The sequence below is a fragment of the Idiomarina sp. T82-3 genome (assembly GCF_001577655.1).
Taxonomy (GTDB): Bacteria; Pseudomonadota; Gammaproteobacteria; order Enterobacterales; family Alteromonadaceae; genus Idiomarina; species Idiomarina baltica.
The window spans coordinates 22,265-37,934 of the sequence record NZ_LSBQ01000008.1 but is presented as its reverse complement, the minus strand read 5'-3'; the positions used below and the strand labels follow the sequence as shown (position 1 = coordinate 37,934).

Here is a 15,670-nt window from a genome sequence, read left to right as displayed (position 1 = left end):
ATGAGTTCTAATGTACAGTTTATTAACGATCAATGGCTCGCGGGCGAAGGTAAAACCTTTAAGTCGATTGATCCTGCACGTAATGAAGTTGTTTGGAGTGGTGAAAGTGCATCCGAGCAACAAGTTGATGCAGCGGTTATGGCTGCTCGTGCGGCATTTCCTGAGTGGTCTCACACTTCATTCGAAGATCGCTTAGCTATTTGTAAAAAGTTCTCAGAATTACTTGAGCAAAACAAAGAACGTTTAGCACGCGTGATGGCGGCCGAAACAGGCAAACCGGTTTGGGAAACACGCACTGAAGTGGGTGCGATGATCGGTAAAGTGGGCATTTCTGAGCGCGCATATCAAGAGCGTACAGGCACGGTTGAAAACGAGATGCCAGGCGCGAAGGCGTTTATTCGTCACAAGCCTCATGGGGTAGTCGCTGTTTATGGTCCCTATAACTTCCCAGGGCACTTACCGAACGGTCACATTGTCCCTGCTTTGATCGCTGGCAACACGGTGGTGTTTAAGCCGTCTGAACTGACGCCTCATGTGGCTCAAGTGACGGTCGAGTTGTGGCAAGAGGCTGGCCTGCCAGCGGGCGTGCTGAACTTGGTTCAGGGTGAAGTCGAGACCGGTAAAGCGCTGTCAGTCCATCCACAGATCGACGGCCTATACTTTACGGGGTCTTCGAATACCGGGCACTTGTTACATAAACAATTTGGTGGACGTCCTGATAAAATCTTAGCGTTGGAAATGGGCGGCAATAACCCGTTAATCGTTACCAACATTACTGATGTCGATGCCGCTGTACATAACATTGTCCAGTCAGCGTTTATCACTTCAGGTCAGCGTTGTACTTGTGCGCGTAAACTGTTTATCGAAAACACCGAAATGGGCGGCAAAGTACTCGACCGTTTGGTAGAAGTGACCGAAAACATCCTCGTTGATGACTACGATGCTGACCCTCAGCCGTTCATGGGTGCAATGATTTCTGCAAAAGCCGCGAGTCAAATGGTGGATGCGCAGAATGAGCTCGTCCAACTCGGTGGTAAACCATTGGTTAAGCTCAAGCAGAAAGACAGTAACTTAGGCTTTGTTACGCCAGGTATTATTGATATGTCCGGTGTCGAAAATGCGCCCGATGAAGAATACTTTGGTCCAATGCTTAAAGTTTACCGCTTTAACGATCTAGACGATGCGATTGCTAAAGCAAACGATACGCGCTATGGGTTGTCAGCAGGCATTCTGTGTGATGACGAAGCGACCTATCGTCATTTCTTTAAGCACATTCGCGCTGGCATTGTTAATTGGAACAAACCGATTACAGGTGCAAGCAGTGCAGCTCCATTTGGTGGTATCGGTGCTAGCGGTAATCATCGTGCAAGTGCTTATTATGCGGCAGATTACTGCTCTTACCCTGTGGCATCTGTCGAAGCCGATACACAAAGTTTGCCCGAAACACTAGCGCCGGGGCTAAAATTTTAATAAGTTATCTCAATGATTACTGAGACAGACGGTTACGTCGAACTTATTCACTACTTGACTGGGCAGCTTCCGTTGTTTGAACAGCGGAAGCTGCCAGCGGGTAGTGCCAACTACACCCTACGTGATGTGCTTGAAGAGCAACTTTCTCAGCATATGATGGCGTTGTTCGAGCAAAATGATATCGACCAAGATACTCGGCTCGATATGGTAAGAGAAGCTGACGCTATCATGTATGATTTAGAAGAAATCCTTTCTTCTGTTCTAAACAATCATCCCTCCGAACAACAAGAGGCCTGCATTATTGAATTCGTAGGTTTAGTAAAAAACCTCTTCGATCAGCGTCTCAATACTAAAGGTTAATTGCTTTTATGTCTGATAATACCCTGAATGCGACCGTCAAGTGGCTTGATGATTTGACGTTCGTTGCCGAGTCTGGGAGTGGCCATCAAATGGTACTTGATGGGCATGCTAAAACATCTGCCAGTCCCATGGAAGCGGTACTAATGGCTGCCGGAAGTTGTGCTTCAGTGGATGTGGTGAGCATACTACAAAAGGCACGACAAAAGGTCATGCACTGTGAATGTCGTGTGACCGGTGAACGAGTGAGTGACACCCCGAAAGTGTTTAAAAAGGTGCATTTGGAATTCGTGGTAACAGGACAAAATGTCGCCGAAACGCATGTGGACAGAGCAGTTAAGCTGTCAGCCGATAAATATTGCTCGGTCGCTAAAATGCTGGAAGCCAGTGTTGAGATGACTCACAGTTATAAGATTATCGAAGCGTGAATTATCGACATATTTATCACGCTGGCAACTTTGCTGACGTATTCAAACATCTTCTGTTGGTCATGGCGATTGACTATTACAAGCAGAAAGACAAGCCTATTTGTGTGCTCGATACCCACGGCGGGATTGGGCTATACGATCTGACCTCTGAGCAAGCCGGTAAAACGAATGAGTATCCAGAGGGGATTGGCAGGCTGTGGAACGATGCCGATGCGCCAGCTTTTGTTAAGCCTTACTTAGATATTGTTGAAGGTTTAAATGAGCAAGGTGAGTTGAAGTCATATCCAGGTTCGCCTTGGGTAGTGCAACAATTATTGAGAGCGAACGATAGACATGTTGTGAGCGAGCTGCATATAGAAGATGCCGAGGCGTTAAAGGCTAATCTTGAAGGGCAGCAAACGAGTCGCTTAGAGGTACTTGCGCCATTTGATGGTTATGAAGTACTAAAAGCTAAAATGCCTCCTAATGAGAAGCGAGGACTCGTGTTAATCGATCCACCATTCGAATCGGTTAACGAGTTTGATGATATTATAGCGGCTATCCAACAGGGTATTAAGCGTTGGGCGGCGGGAAGTTTTGCCGTTTGGTTCCCGCTCAAAGACGATGCGAAAGTGGCTGACTTTTACGGCCAACTCAGTGAGCTCGAGGGCTTACCAAAAACCTTGGCGATTGAACTGATGGTAAAAGAGCCTGACCCCAGTGCCGGTCTTTATGGGTGCGGTTACGTTTGGGTTAACCCCCCTTATGGAATACAGCAACAGTTACCTGATGTGATGAACTACCTGCAACGTGTTCTTGCTCAAGATGAGTCAGCTCATTCGCGTACTTTTTGGCTTGTTGAAGAGTAACGACTTAATTATCGAGCCAATCCACTTGGGTACGCAACTGCGTTTTGCGCTCGATAATTTGTTCAATTAAAGGTGTTAGTATTAACTCCATTGCGAGTGCTTGTTTACCACCGGGCACGACAAGCGTGTTGGTACGTGACATAAACGAACCGTCGATCATTTGCAGATAGTACGGGAAGTCGACGTTTTTCATTCCACGAAAACGAATAACGACAAAGCTCTCGTCATGAGACGGTATTTCTTTGGCGCTAAACGGGTTGGAGGTATCAACGGTCGGAACGCGCTGAAAGTTTATATGAGTGCGTGAGAACTGGGGGACAATATGGTAAATGTAATCTTCCATACTACGAATAATACTAGTCGTGACGGCCTCGCGTGAATGCCCCCTGTCCTGCGTATCGCGAACGAGCTTTTGGATCCACTCTAAGTTGACGATGGGTACCATGCCAATCAATAAGTCAACGTGTTTAGCGACATCATAACCGTCGCCGCAAACGCCTCCATGTAACCCCTCATAGAACAATGCGTCGGTGTTTTCTGGCATGTCTTCCCATGGCGTAAATGTGCCTGGCATTTGATTGTAGGGGACGGCGTCGTCAAAAGTGTGTAAATAACGTCGAATTTGTCCATTACCCGTGCGGCCGTATTCTTCGAACAACGATTCAAGCCGCTCGAAATCATTTGCTTCAGGTCCAAAGTAGCTAATATGGCGCCCTTGCTCTTGCGCCTTACGAATTGCGACATCCATTTCCGGTCTTGAGTAACGGTGAAAGCTATCACCTTCGACAAACGCAGCTGATACATCGAGGGACCGAAAGATATGACGTAGTGCTTGACCTGTCGTGGTTGTTCCCGAACCTGACGAACCCGTTACCGCAATGATAGGATGCTTCGAAGACATAAAAACCTATTAACAATGGATGAACATCTGTTATAGCGGATAACCGCGTCACGATCAATAATGTGGCGGTGGAGGCTCAACACTCGGATCCGCATCAGGTGATGATTGACTGTCTTGCACTTGTCTTAATCGTTCGCCTAAATACTTCATGCGCCGCGCTACTTCTGCGAGCTCGCGGTTGTGATCAGCGACGCGCTGATTCAGCGCGTCAATGACATCTTCTTGGAATGCTAATTGTGATTCCAAATTATCAATTCTACTTTGTAAGCGTTCTTCTTCACTCATATTACTGCTGCCAGTTAGGTTCTAGTTGCCACCATTCGCCATAGCCTGCGGAGCTCTCACTCATGACCATGCCGGTACTCTCGTTAAGCCAGGTTGATAATACCACGGCATTATTAGGTCGATGGCTATCGCGTAACTCAACGTTCCACGTCCTAAGTTCTTCGCCGGTTTTAGTACGCCAAAGTGTGATTTGACGAGACGGCGAGCCGGTAATTAAAAATTTACCTGACTGACTGAAACGTGCACTACTAAATATTCTAACACGCTCGATGATATCGAGTTGCTTTACTTGCTCACCGGAGTTTACATCCCAGATATAGGCTTTATCTAAACTCCCAGCGGTGAGGGCATAGCGTCCACCGCTGTCTAATGCCACCTTTGTTAAGCGAGTCTCATGCTGCCATTGATGTATGGGTTGTCCAGACTCAGTTGACCACAGAATGGCTGTTTGATCGGTACTTCCGCTCAAGGCATAGCGACCATTGGGTGTAATGACCAAGTCAGTGATTGAGCTTTGATGACCGTAAAACTCAAGACGTCGACCCGACTGCGGATTAAATGCGATCTGAGTACCGTTGTTTAGCCCAAGTACGATGGTGGAGCCGTTATTAGAGACGGCAATATTGTTAATGTCCGCTCCGCTTGATTGCCAATAACCTATGTTAGTTCCTTTATCAACGTCCCAAAGGCTAAATGCCTTACGACTTGCCGCGGCTACAGTTGCGCCATCGGCGCTAATATCGACGGCAATTATTTGTGACACATCAGCATCATCTTGGCGCCATTGATACTTGGCATCATTCGCGTAGCGTGGCCATAATAAGACGCCGTTACTGTCAGTCGCGACGACACTAAAGGAGCCATCATCGGCGATGTCTGCCACGTATGTGCCAGCTTCGGAATGGGCTTTTTTATGTATCTGCTCGGGTGCTGGCGTGCATCCAAATAGCAGCATGCTGATTACAAGACCAAGACTGAATACGACGTTTTGTTTAATATTCATGGGCAAGCCTTATGGTGTTGTGTAGTATGGGGCTGACCGAACAATTTGATTATGGCATAGTCAATTACTTTACGGGATGTTAATTGGAGAAAAAGATGAACCGAATGATGAAACCTCTAGCGCTATCGGCTATTGCGCTGGCTATTACTGCATGTTCGCAGCAAGAACCGTATCCTGTTAGCCAGAAGAAACTCGAATCAGAACAAGAAAAGCAAGCTTATGCGCTAGGTTCGTCAGTGGGTAGTTTTGTTGCTCGTAACCTTGATGATCAGGAAAAAGCAGAAGTGATGCTTGACCGTCAACTCGTGATTGCGGGTTTTGTTGATGCCGTCAAAGGTGAAAATAAATTATCTGACGAAGAAGCTGACAAACTACTGAATGACTTACGTTCAAAAGTGATGGAACAACGCAAGAATGTATTAGGTAGCAAAGCGGCGAAAGAAGGCAAAGCGTTCCAAGAAGAAAATGCTAAAAAAGATGGCGTTAAGGTAACCGAATCGGGTCTTCAATACGAAGTGATTGAAGCGGGTGAAGGTGATAGCCCTAGTGAAGACGACATTGTAGAAGTCCACTATGAAGGCACTTTAGTCAATGGCGAAGTATTTGATAGCTCGTATGAGCGTGGCGAACCGACAGTCTTTCCACTTAATCGTGTGATCCCAGGCTGGACTGAAGGCCTGCAATTGATGAAAGAGGGCGCAAAATATCGCTTCGTTATTCCGGCAGAGCTAGCTTACGGTGATCGCGAAGTGGGTGGTCAAATTCCACCTAATTCAACGTTAATCTTCACTGTTGAACTATTAGACGTGAAAGATAAGCCAGAGTCTGATAAATCTGAGACTCAACAGTAAGTTGTCACTTACATACAAAAAACGGCCGCAATTGCGGCCGTTTTTTATTGTTCATCGAATCATTTATAGCGCTTCGTGTTTTTCTAAGTGATGTAGTAACTGGTCTTCAAATTCCATTCGCAATTCAATGGCTTCACCAAGTGCTGATAGATCACGATCAAATTGATTTAGATGATTATTTGAATCAATTTCACCGTAATTATCATTAAAGTCTAAAGCGATTTCGGTGGTATCGCTGATGAGTGGAAATACTTGTTCTAACAAGGCTTCGAGGGGTTGCTTATTCTCTCTCGCTTGCTTCATCAATTGTTCATATATTTCAAAATGACCACTCGATACGTAGTCGACTAATTGACCACAGAAATCACGAATGTCAGTGACATCAGGTAAGCCGTTGCGTACACCTTCATAGGGAGGAAGGGCGGCTAGCTTAAAATAGTTAACGAGAAGGTCTTGTCGTTCAGTTAACCATTGGTCAATGCTGTCATGAGCTCCGCCCCAACGCTGGCGTGCTTCCTCACTTTTCTTTAACATGGGGTTCTCCGAAATGAGATCTTCGACATACTGTAAAGGTGTCGAATGCTTTTCTCAATCAAAATTGGCGATCTTTACTCTAAGGAGTGTAACGTGGTTAAGCCTTATGTAAAACCATCGAAAGACGAACCCGCACGTTGGTTTATTTGCTCGGCTGGTGATGTTTTCGTAACTGAGAATGGCAATGTTCCATCGGGAGCGATGGCATCACTGAACTTTCCTGATCTGTCTCAATATACGGTGGTCTATTTAGGCGAGTTGAGAGAGCGACCATGTTACCTTATTGTGGCTGACCTTAATGATCCTGCTTTTGTAGGCGGTGAGTTTGTGCCACTACGTAGCTTACTTTCTGTGCATGATGAAGAGCAGTTTGCGATGGCGGGTCGGGCGCGTCAGGTAATGGACTTTCTCAACCAGCATCGGTTTTGCGGTCGTTGTGGGGCGCGCATGCAAGCGGTGGACTGGGAACTCGCCATGCATTGTCAGCAGTGTAACCACCGGTGTTATCCACGCGTTTCGCCGTGCATCATTGTGGCGATAAGAAAAGAGAATGCGTTGTTACTAGCCCGAGGCAAGCGGCATAAACAAGGCGTTTATTCTGTTTTGGCGGGCTTTGTGGAGCCAGGCGAGTCGCTCGAACAAGCATTAGCGCGCGAGGTGCACGAGGAAGCAGGTATTGAAGTCTGTGATATCGAGTACCAACTGAGCCAGCCGTGGCCGTTTCCACACTCATTGATGATGGGGTTCACTGCACAATGGCAGTCGGGCGATTTACACATTGACCCTGTGGAACTCGAAGCGGGTGACTGGTTTGCTATTGATGACTTACCCGACACGCCACCCGAAGGCACGATTGCGCATCGTTTGATTGAAATCGCTATCGGCAAGGCACAGCAAGAGTGATAAAATAACCAATAAATTGGATGTTGGAAGACGTTATGAGAAAGCCCGAGTTAAAAAATGATCGTTATCTGAGAGCATTGCAGAAACAGCCGGTTGATAGAACACCGATTTGGATGATGCGCCAAGCGGGCCGTTACTTGCCTGAATATAAAGCAACTCGGGCTGAAGCTGGTGACTTTATGTCGCTGTGCAAAAATACCGAGCTCGCCTGCGAGGTGACATTGCAGCCACTGCGGCGCTTTGATCTCGATGCGGCTATCCTATTCAGTGACATCTTAACGATTCCAGACGCGATGGGGCTTGGTCTTTACTTTGAAAAAGGTGAAGGGCCCAAATTCTCGCGTCCGTTGCGCACTGAGGCAGACGTAAAGGGACTTACTGTACCGGATATGAGTGATGAACTGCGTTATGTGACCGATGCAGTGAGTCTCATTCGTCAGGAACTGGATGGAAAAGTACCCTTGATCGGTTTCTCTGGCAGTCCTTGGACATTAGCGACCTATATGGTTGAGGGCGGTAGCACTAAAAACTTCTCTAAAGTTAAGCAGATGCTGTTTGCTGAACCTGAGCTCATGCATCATGTACTCAACGTTTTGGCCGACTCGGTTATTGACTACCTCAATGCGCAGATTAAAGCGGGCGCACAAGCAGTGATGATTTTTGATACCTGGGGTGGCGTGTTATCACCACGGGACTATAAGCAATTTTCACTGGCATACATGGAAAAAATCGTCGCTGGTTTGATTCGTGAGCAGGATGGAAATCATGTACCTGTCACCCTATTTACTAAAAACGGTGGGCAGTGGCTAGAGGCGATGGCACAAGCGGGCGCTGATGGTTTAGGCGTAGACTGGACCACTGATTTGTCGGATGCTCGCGCGCGCGTTGGCGATCAGGTTGCTTTGCAAGGTAATATGGATCCATCCGTGTTATATGCTTCTCCACAACGTATCGAAGAAGAAGTTCAGTTGATTTTAGAGAGTTATGGTGAAGGAAGTGGTCACGTATTTAACTTGGGTCATGGGATTCATCCAGAAGTGAACCCGGACCACGCGGGGGCATTTATAGAAGCGGTTCATAAGCACAGCCCCAAATATCACCGCTAAATCGAACATGTTTTGAAACATTTGCGATTAACTCACGTTCAAACTCGTTAGATGCACCGCCCAATGGGCGGTGTTTTTCATACAATAGACCTCATTATGATGTTGTTTTTCTCGAGGTTATTGTATGGCGCGCCGCAATTGGATTAATCCAATTACCCTTGTTGTTATCGCCTTAATTGCACTGGCGATTTATTTTTTTGCATTTCCACCCGCTAAGCAAGTGGAGGAACAATCGCAACCGAGTGTTCCCGTAAAGACACAAGTTGTCTCGATGAGTGAGTACCGCGATGTGATTGAGGCCTTGGGTACAGCCCAAGCTAATGAGACCGTTGAAATCACTTCGCAAACACAAGATATCGTGGATGCAATTTATTTTGATAGCGGTGATCGTGTCGAGAAAGGTCAACTACTGGCTGAGCTCAATGCGCGTAAAGAAGTGGCTCGCGTACAGCAGCTACAGTTCAGTCTCAACGAAGCCCAGCGTCAACTTGACCGTTTAACCTCTCTGCGTCGTCAAAATGCAGCGTCACAACAGCAGGTCGAGGAGCAACATGTTGAAGTTAATCGCTTACAGGCGGAACTTGAAGTAGCCGAAGCTACCTTAGCGGAAATGAAGATCTATGCGCCGTTCACAGGTCGTGTGGGAATTCGTGAAGTGAGTCCAGGGGCTCTAGTTGCACCTGGAGATACCTTTACAACTTTAGATGACATCTCGCCCATTAAAGTGGACTTCAGTGTTCCAGAACGGTATTTCGCTAGCCTCGCCGTTGACCAGGAAGTGATCGCTCGAAACCGAGCGTATCCCGGCGAGCAGTTCCGCGGACGCATTACCAGTATTGATTCACGCATCGATCCTGTCACTCGGTCAGTGCGTGTTCGTGCCAAACTAGCCAATGATGATGAACGCTTACGCCCAGGTATGTTGTTGCAAATTACTTTGTTACGCAGCATTGATGAGGCTTTAATACTCCCTGAAAAAGCGTTACTGCCGATTCAGAACCGTCAATATGTGTTTGTTCTAACACCGGATAATCGCGCTAAACAGGTGGAAATCAGCATCGGTCGCCGTAAGCCGGGCGTAGTCGAGATCACACAAGGACTGAAGCCTGGTGACGAGGTCATCGTTGAAGGTTTAGTGCGCCTGCGTGATGGCATTCCTGTCGATGTAAGGGAGGACTAGGGCATGTTGTTATCTGATGTATCAGTAAAACGCCCAGTCTTTGCCACCGTCGTCAATGTACTGTTAATTATTTTCGGTATTGTTGCTTTCACAATGCTGCCGTTACGAGAGTTTCCGGATATTGATGCGCCTGTGGTAACCATTAGTACAGACTATCCTGGGGCGAGTGCTGAAGTCGTAGAAACGCAAGTAACACAGCTTATCGAAGAACGCATCAGTGGCATTGAGGGAATAAAAAATATCTCGTCACGCAGCCGCCCCGGGAATTCATCGATTAGCATTGAATTCACGCTTTCACGCGATATTGATGCAGCCTCCAATGATGTGCGCGAACGGGTATCACGTGCGCTGGATAATTTGCCCGAGGAATCCGATCCTCCCGAGGTTTCAAAAGCGTCTTCGGATGAAACAACAGTGGTTTGGTATAACTTGCGTAGTGAGAGTATGTCGATACTCGAACTGACCGATTATGCAGAGCGTTATATTGTGGACCGTCTCGCTGTTGTCGACGGCGTTGCGCGCGTGCGCATCGGTGGTGACCGTCGCTATGCAATGCGGGTTTGGCTTGATCGCGACGCGATGGCTGCACGTCAAATCACCGTGACGGATATCGTCAGCCGCCTCCGTGAGGAAAATATTGAGTTACCGGCGGGCGAAGTTGAATCGACCGAACGCGAATTTTCTGTGCGTATGGCACGTGCCTATTTATCTGAGGACGACTTCCGAAACTTAGTGATTCGTCAGGGTGATGACGGTTATTTAGTGAGGTTGGGTGAGGTTGCGCGTGTTGAGCTTGGCGCTGAGGACGACAAAACTGATTTCCGTGGTAATGGCGTCAATATGGTCGGTATCGGCATCATTAAACAATCCAAAGCCAACACCCTGAGTGTCGTAGAGAATGTGCGCGAGGAAATGGAAGTGTTAGAAAAAACACTACCAGAAACCATGTACTTAGCCACAAGTTACGACTCGTCTATTTTCATCAAAGGCTCGATTGATGAAGTGTATAACACACTACTCATCGCGATGGCATTGGTTGTAGTGGTTATTTATCTATTCTTAGGCAATATACGAGCGACCATTATCCCCGCGTTAACGGTCCCTGTGGCTATTATTGCTTCGTATATTGTGCTGTTTTCACTCGGATTCTCGATTAACTTATTGACCTTGCTGGCACTCGTGCTCGCAATCGGGCTTGTGGTTGATGACTCGATCGTGGTGCTAGAGAATATCTATCGTCGGGTCGAAGAAGGAGAGCCCCCCTTACTGGCAGCTTATCGAGGTGCTCGAGAAGTCGGCTTTGCGGTCATTGCGACAACGCTTGTGCTGATTTCAGTATTCGTACCCTTGGCGTTCTTGGAAGGCAATATAGGTAAGTTGTTCACCGAATTTGCTTTAGCCATTGCGGCGGCTGTGGCGTTCTCGAGTATTGCAGCGCTTACCCTGACGCCCATGCTAGGCTCGAAAATCTTACATAAGAAAGAACGGACTAGTAAGTTTGGTATAGCATTTGACCGCTTTTTCAAATGGCTTGAAGCGAAATATACAACAGTCTTAGAAGGTAGTATCAAACGCCCGAGTTTGGCACTGATACTGGTCGTTTTAAGTGGCGTGGTGAGTTACGGCGCAATGCAATTTGTACCACAAGAATTCGCACCACCGGAGGATCGCGGTACTTTCTACATTAGTATCAAAGGTGCCGAGGGCGCTAGCTTTGAATCTAATTCGCGACATATGGATGAAATCGAACAAATCCTACTGCCCTATATCGATCAGAACAAAATTGATCGCGTCATCGTCAGGGCGCCGGGCTGGGGGAATTCAGCGGGGATCGCGATTGTTGGCGCAATTCCTTTTGAGGAACGTGACTGGTCGACTTTTGAACTCATGGAAGAGATGCGTAAAAAGCTCAACCAAGTCGTCGGCGTACAGGCTTTTGCCTTTATGCGCAGTGGTATTAGCGGTGGCGGTGGTCGTCCCGTGCAGTTTGTACTGCAAGGTAATACCTACGAAAAGCTGGCTGAGTATCGCGATATTGTGATTGAGGAAGCCGCTAAGAACCCGGGTTTAGTTGAGGTTGATAGTGATTATAAAGAGACTTTGCCACAACTATTAATCGAAGTTGATGAAGTGAGAGCTGCCGATCTCGGTGTCTCGGTTGAAGATATCGGTATCACGTTGCAATCGATTTTAGGTCAACGTCGGGTAACGACTTATCTTGACCGTGGCGAAGAATACTATGTCATGCTCGAGGGTGAAAAAGCTGACTATCGCAGCCCAAGTGCTATCGACAACATTTATGTTCGGTCAGGCAAAAGCGGCGAACTGATCCCACTATCTAATGTGGTGGAAGTGAGCGAGCGGGCGACTTCATCTCAGTTGAATCGTTATAACCGTATGCGTAGTGTCACTATTGAAGCCAACCTCGCCGACGGTTATTCGCTCGGCGAAGCGTTGAGCTACCTAGAGGGCGTCGTCGACAAAAAACTTCCAGAAGATGTTTCTATTGATTACAAAGGTGAGTCGCAACTTTATAAGGAGAGTGGCAGCTCGATAGTATTTGTCTTTGGGCTCGCATTAATTATTACCTTCTTGGTACTTGCGGCGCAGTTTGAGAGTTTTATTCATCCACTGGTCATCATGTTGGCTGTTCCAATCGCCATTGTAGGCGCTTTTATTGGCCTGTATTTGAGCGGGAACAGCATTAATATTTATAGCCAAATTGGTATTGTCATGCTTATTGGCTTGGCGGCGAAGAACGGTATTCTGATCGTGGAATTTGCCAACCAATTAAGGGATGCAGGACTGTCCTTCCGTGATGCAGTGATTACGGCATCGCGACAACGTTTGCGGCCGATTGTGATGACGGCATTTACCACGCTAATGAGTTCAGTTCCGCTTATCCTGGGAACCGGGCCGGGCTCAGAGAGCCGCATGGTGATTGGTACGGTTATCTTCGCAGGTGTGGCGTTATCGGCGTTCTTAACGCTGTTTGTGATACCGGCACTGTATATGCTGATGGCACAGAAGACACAATCACCGATGGCGATTACACGTCGTTTGGAGTCATTGCAAGAGGAATACCCTGACCACCGTCACTAGACCGTGGGTCAGTAATGCCAGAGGGGCGAACGGTTGATACCGGGAAGCCCCTCAATAATTTTCTGAGCAAAACTCGGGTGGTTGGTAAAAATGCCGTCCACACCCATGTCATGTAATTCTTCGATATCATGCCCTTCATCTACGGTAAATACGTAGACTTCCAATGCGCGTCGGTGTGCGTCATCAACTAACTCCTGTGTGACAAAATCAACGTCAACATGAACAGAGTAGGCGTTAAGACGCGATGCAAAATCACAGTAGTCTAGTGGGCAACAAGTGGTTAAGGCACCTACGTTGATATTTGGCCGACGGTGTTTTAAGCGCTGTAACCAATGGTGATTAAACGAAGAGACGAGGATCTGTTCAGGTTTGAACAGCTTCCGTTGCAAAACATAATCGATGTCGAGAAGCAGCGACTGACTTGGGATATCCCCTTTTAACTCTATATTGACGTGACAATGTCCCGCGATATGCTCAAGTGCTTCACGCAGGGTGGGAATAGGTTGCTGACCGAATACCTTAAGCGCTCTAACTTGAGCTTGAGTCAAATCGAGCAAACGTCCTGGTGAAGCGGTTAAGCGTTCTAAGTATCGGTCGTGGAATACAAATCGCTCGTCGTCGACGGCATAAACGTCAAGCTCAATACCAAAGGCATGGCTATCAATCGCTCGACTGAATGCCGCTAGCGTGTTTTCGGGCGCTTCGAAGCTCGCACCCCGATGCGCCCAGACTTTCATGACCGAACCTTAGCCATCGCTGAACCCATTCGGGTCACAGAACCGGGTTGCAGTGCTTCATCAAACTCTATTGCCCCTTTAGCGAAGGTCATCACTACTGTGGAGCCGAGTTTAAAGTGACCCATCTCTTCACCTTTATTGAGACGAATGGCTTCAGGTCCAGATGTCGGGTAGGACCAATGTTGTATCCGAGCGCCCGTTGGAGGTGTGACGGTCCCCGACCAAACTGTGCCAATACTAGCAACAATCGTCGCGCCAACGAGTACCATCGACATCGGACCGACTTCGGTATCAAATATTGCGACGACTCGCTCGTTGCGTGCAAATAGATTCGGTACGTTTTGTGCGGTGAGTGGGTTGACAGAAAACAGGTCACCTGGAATATAAACCATCTTACGTAACACACCATCGACCGGCATATGGATTCGATGATAATCTTTTGGTGCGAGATAAATGGTGGCAAACGAACCCTCTCGGAACGGTGCCGCGTCCTCGTCTTTGCCACCTAATAGCTCAAGTAACGAATAATCGTGCCCTTTGGCCTGAAAAATACGACCTTCCTCAATATCTCCGAGCTGACTTACGGCACCATCAACCGGATGAGCTAGAAGGTCCGGCTCATCAACGATTGGACGTAATTCAGGTTTTAGGCGACGAGTAAAAAACTGGTTAAACGTGGCGTAGTCGCGCGGATCCTCTTGAATCGCTTCGGACATATCAATTTTGTACTGTTTGATAAACCAGCGAATAAAAGCCTGAGTAAATATTCCCGCCTTCGCCGCTGCAAATCGACCCACTAAACGCGATAGTAGGTGCTTTGGGAGTACGTATTGAAGACCAATTTTGAATCGTTCGCTGCTGCTCACTTACAGTTTTCCTTTTGCTGAAACTCGAGATGGCTTATTAGCCAACATAGACTCGATAATCCGATGATAATTTTCTAATCGCCATGGGTGTATTTCACCTTTTTCCACGGCTTCTTGCAATGCACAGCCCGGATCATTTTTGTGTTTGCAATCTTTAAACTTACAGGTCCCAAGATAAGGCTGAAAATCAACATAGCCACTGGCGACTTGCTCCGGTTCAAGGTGCCACAAGGCAAACTCACGTATCCCTGGAGAATCGATTAAGGCGCCACCACTGTTTAGTGGATACCAAGTTGCCACGGTCGTCGTATGCTGACCTAAACCAGAGTTCGACGAGACTTCTTTGGTTTCAGTTGCGACGTCGGGAAGAAGCCGATTCACGATGGATGACTTTCCGACACCACTTTGACCGACAACAATCGAGATATGTTCACTCAACATGTTGTTAAGTTCAGTCATGCCCTCTGCAGTGTGACTACTCACAAGAAGTACTCGGTAGCCAATCGCTTGGTAGTCGGATAACCGCTGCTCAATAAATTGTCGCTCTTCGGTATTAATTTGGTTTAATAGATCGGCTTTATTAAGAACGATAATCGGCTCAATATCGATCGCTTCACAAGCAACGATGTAGCGATCGATAATCTGTGTCGTAAAGCTCGGGAGTACGCTCGAAATAACAAATATCTGATCGATATTTGCAGCAACTGGTTTAACACCATCGTAATAATCGGGTCGAGAGAGCAACGACTGACGTTCGTGCACTGCTTCGATAATGCCCCGCATACCATCTTGCGCCTGAATCATTGGACGCCATTGCACTTTATCGCCCGTTACCAATGAATCGACTGTACGCCGTATATGGCAACGAATGATTTCATTACCGGTGGTCAGCAAGTCGGCGTGTTGTCCGTAACGACTGACGATGACGCCTGTCTCGCTGGCGCCTAGCTGGTCGCTGGGCACGTCGATTTCTCGCGCAAGACGTTTCTCGCGGTTCTGTTGAATTCGACGTTTTTGTCCTTTATTCAGCCGTTTTTGCTTTGCCAATCGCTTTACCTTGTTGCCACTTACAGTTTAACGCTATCATAACCCAAAATGA

General features: G+C 47.4%; 16 protein-coding genes. 9 read left to right on the top strand and 7 right to left on the bottom strand.

Features of this window, described 5'->3' with window-relative positions; genetic code table 11:
- Genes astD through AWU56_RS06795 form a run of 4 tightly spaced genes read left to right on the top strand, consistent with a single transcriptional unit; the run spans position 1 to position 3,103 of the window.
- Positions 1-1,470, top strand: a complete 1,470-nt coding sequence (astD, locus tag AWU56_RS06810) for a succinylglutamate-semialdehyde dehydrogenase (RefSeq protein ID WP_272977778.1) — start codon at positions 1-3, stop codon at positions 1,468-1,470.
- A gap of 12 nt (positions 1,471-1,482) precedes the next feature.
- A complete protein-coding gene (locus tag AWU56_RS06805; protein WP_272977771.1) occupies positions 1,483-1,830 on the top strand; it encodes a DUF3802 family protein in 348 nt (115 codons plus the stop codon).
- A gap of 8 nt (positions 1,831-1,838) precedes the next feature.
- The gene (locus AWU56_RS06800) at positions 1,839-2,255 is read left to right on the top strand and encodes an OsmC family protein (RefSeq protein ID WP_006954382.1); all 417 of its coding nucleotides are present in this window, start codon (positions 1,839-1,841) and stop codon (positions 2,253-2,255) included.
- Entirely contained in the window at positions 2,252-3,103 is an 852-nt protein-coding gene (locus tag AWU56_RS06795; RefSeq protein ID WP_286682097.1) for a 23S rRNA (adenine(2030)-N(6))-methyltransferase RlmJ, read from the top strand. Before AWU56_RS06800 ends, AWU56_RS06795 begins: the two co-directional genes overlap by 4 nt.
- A 4-nt stretch (positions 3,104-3,107) precedes the next feature.
- Here the strand turns inward: AWU56_RS06795 and AWU56_RS06790 are convergent, their stop codons facing one another.
- Genes AWU56_RS06790 through AWU56_RS06780 form a run of 3 tightly spaced genes read right to left on the bottom strand, consistent with a single transcriptional unit; the run spans position 3,108 to position 5,292 of the window.
- Positions 3,108-4,004 (bottom strand): phosphoribulokinase, encoded by an 897-nt coding sequence (locus AWU56_RS06790; RefSeq protein WP_006954380.1) that lies wholly within the window; start codon positions 4,002-4,004, stop codon positions 3,108-3,110.
- Between the two features lie 54 nt (positions 4,005-4,058).
- Positions 4,059-4,289 carry a SlyX family protein gene (locus tag AWU56_RS06785; RefSeq protein ID WP_286682096.1) on the bottom strand — a complete coding sequence of 77 codons (231 nt, stop codon included), beginning with the start codon at positions 4,287-4,289 and terminating at the stop codon, positions 4,059-4,061.
- Between the two features lies 1 nt (position 4,290).
- Complete coding sequence (locus tag AWU56_RS06780; protein WP_006954378.1) at positions 4,291-5,292, bottom strand: WD40 repeat domain-containing protein; 1,002 nt, start codon at positions 5,290-5,292, stop codon at positions 4,291-4,293.
- Positions 5,293-5,387: 95 nt separating this feature from the next.
- Between AWU56_RS06780 and fkpA the strand changes: the two genes are divergently transcribed.
- Entirely contained in the window at positions 5,388-6,143 is a 756-nt protein-coding gene (gene fkpA / locus AWU56_RS06775; RefSeq protein ID WP_006954377.1) for an FKBP-type peptidyl-prolyl cis-trans isomerase, read from the top strand.
- 63 nt (positions 6,144-6,206) lie between these two features.
- Here the strand turns inward: fkpA and AWU56_RS06770 are convergent, their stop codons facing one another.
- On the bottom strand, positions 6,207-6,677 hold the full coding sequence (locus AWU56_RS06770; RefSeq protein ID WP_006954376.1) for an Rsd/AlgQ family anti-sigma factor: 471 nt from the start codon (positions 6,675-6,677) through the stop codon (positions 6,207-6,209).
- A gap of 93 nt (positions 6,678-6,770) precedes the next feature.
- Between AWU56_RS06770 and nudC the strand changes: the two genes are divergently transcribed.
- From nudC to AWU56_RS06750, 4 genes are all read left to right on the top strand, one after another.
- Entirely contained in the window at positions 6,771-7,580 is an 810-nt protein-coding gene (gene nudC, locus AWU56_RS06765) for an NAD(+) diphosphatase (protein ID WP_006954375.1), read from the top strand.
- 35 nt (positions 7,581-7,615) lie between these two features.
- Positions 7,616-8,686 carry a uroporphyrinogen decarboxylase gene (hemE, locus tag AWU56_RS06760; RefSeq protein WP_286682095.1) on the top strand — a complete coding sequence of 357 codons (1,071 nt, stop codon included), beginning with the start codon at positions 7,616-7,618 and terminating at the stop codon, positions 8,684-8,686.
- Between the two features lie 124 nt (positions 8,687-8,810).
- Positions 8,811-9,866 (top strand): efflux RND transporter periplasmic adaptor subunit, encoded by a 1,056-nt coding sequence (locus tag AWU56_RS06755; protein ID WP_286682094.1) that lies wholly within the window; start codon positions 8,811-8,813, stop codon positions 9,864-9,866.
- A 3-nt stretch (positions 9,867-9,869) separates the two neighbouring features.
- Positions 9,870-12,968 (top strand): efflux RND transporter permease subunit, encoded by a 3,099-nt coding sequence (locus AWU56_RS06750; RefSeq protein ID WP_286682093.1) that lies wholly within the window; start codon positions 9,870-9,872, stop codon positions 12,966-12,968.
- An 8-nt stretch (positions 12,969-12,976) separates the two neighbouring features.
- On the opposite strand, the gene AWU56_RS06745 is transcribed toward AWU56_RS06750, so the two are convergent.
- Genes AWU56_RS06745 through rsgA form a run of 3 tightly spaced genes read right to left on the bottom strand, consistent with a single transcriptional unit; the run spans position 12,977 to position 15,618 of the window.
- Complete coding sequence (locus tag AWU56_RS06745; protein ID WP_006954371.1) at positions 12,977-13,705, bottom strand: glycerophosphodiester phosphodiesterase; 729 nt, start codon at positions 13,703-13,705, stop codon at positions 12,977-12,979.
- Positions 13,702-14,571 carry an archaetidylserine decarboxylase gene (gene asd, locus AWU56_RS06740; RefSeq protein ID WP_006954370.1) on the bottom strand — a complete coding sequence of 290 codons (870 nt, stop codon included), beginning with the start codon at positions 14,569-14,571 and terminating at the stop codon, positions 13,702-13,704. The genes AWU56_RS06745 and asd overlap by 4 nt, the downstream gene beginning before the upstream one ends.
- Positions 14,572-15,618 (bottom strand): small ribosomal subunit biogenesis GTPase RsgA, encoded by a 1,047-nt coding sequence (gene rsgA / locus AWU56_RS06735; RefSeq protein ID WP_286682092.1) that lies wholly within the window; start codon positions 15,616-15,618, stop codon positions 14,572-14,574.
- Between the last annotated feature and the right edge of the window lie 52 nt (positions 15,619-15,670).

Bases quoted from the DNA above. Each gene is read 5' to 3' on its own strand.
- fkpA (WP_006954377.1), top strand. From the start codon at position 5,388: ATGAACCGAATGATGAAACCTCTAGCGCTATCGGCTATTGCGCTGGCT.
- AWU56_RS06745 (WP_006954371.1), bottom strand. From the start codon at position 13,705: ATGAAAGTCTGGGCGCATCGGGGTGCGAGCTTCGAAGCGCCCGAAAAC.
- AWU56_RS06800 (WP_006954382.1), top strand. From the start codon at position 1,839: ATGTCTGATAATACCCTGAATGCGACCGTCAAGTGGCTTGATGATTTG.
- hemE (WP_286682095.1), top strand. From the start codon at position 7,616: ATGAGAAAGCCCGAGTTAAAAAATGATCGTTATCTGAGAGCATTGCAG.
- AWU56_RS06750 (WP_286682093.1), top strand. From the start codon at position 9,870: ATGTTGTTATCTGATGTATCAGTAAAACGCCCAGTCTTTGCCACCGTC.
- AWU56_RS06790 (WP_006954380.1), bottom strand. From the start codon at position 4,004: ATGTCTTCGAAGCATCCTATCATTGCGGTAACGGGTTCGTCAGGTTCG.
- astD (WP_272977778.1), top strand. From the start codon at position 1: ATGAGTTCTAATGTACAGTTTATTAACGATCAATGGCTCGCGGGCGAA.
- AWU56_RS06785 (WP_286682096.1), bottom strand. From the start codon at position 4,289: ATGAGTGAAGAAGAACGCTTACAAAGTAGAATTGATAATTTGGAATCA.
- AWU56_RS06770 (WP_006954376.1), bottom strand. From the start codon at position 6,677: ATGTTAAAGAAAAGTGAGGAAGCACGCCAGCGTTGGGGCGGAGCTCAT.
- AWU56_RS06780 (WP_006954378.1), bottom strand. From the start codon at position 5,292: ATGAATATTAAACAAAACGTCGTATTCAGTCTTGGTCTTGTAATCAGC.
- AWU56_RS06755 (WP_286682094.1), top strand. From the start codon at position 8,811: ATGGCGCGCCGCAATTGGATTAATCCAATTACCCTTGTTGTTATCGCC.
- AWU56_RS06805 (WP_272977771.1), top strand. From the start codon at position 1,483: ATGATTACTGAGACAGACGGTTACGTCGAACTTATTCACTACTTGACT.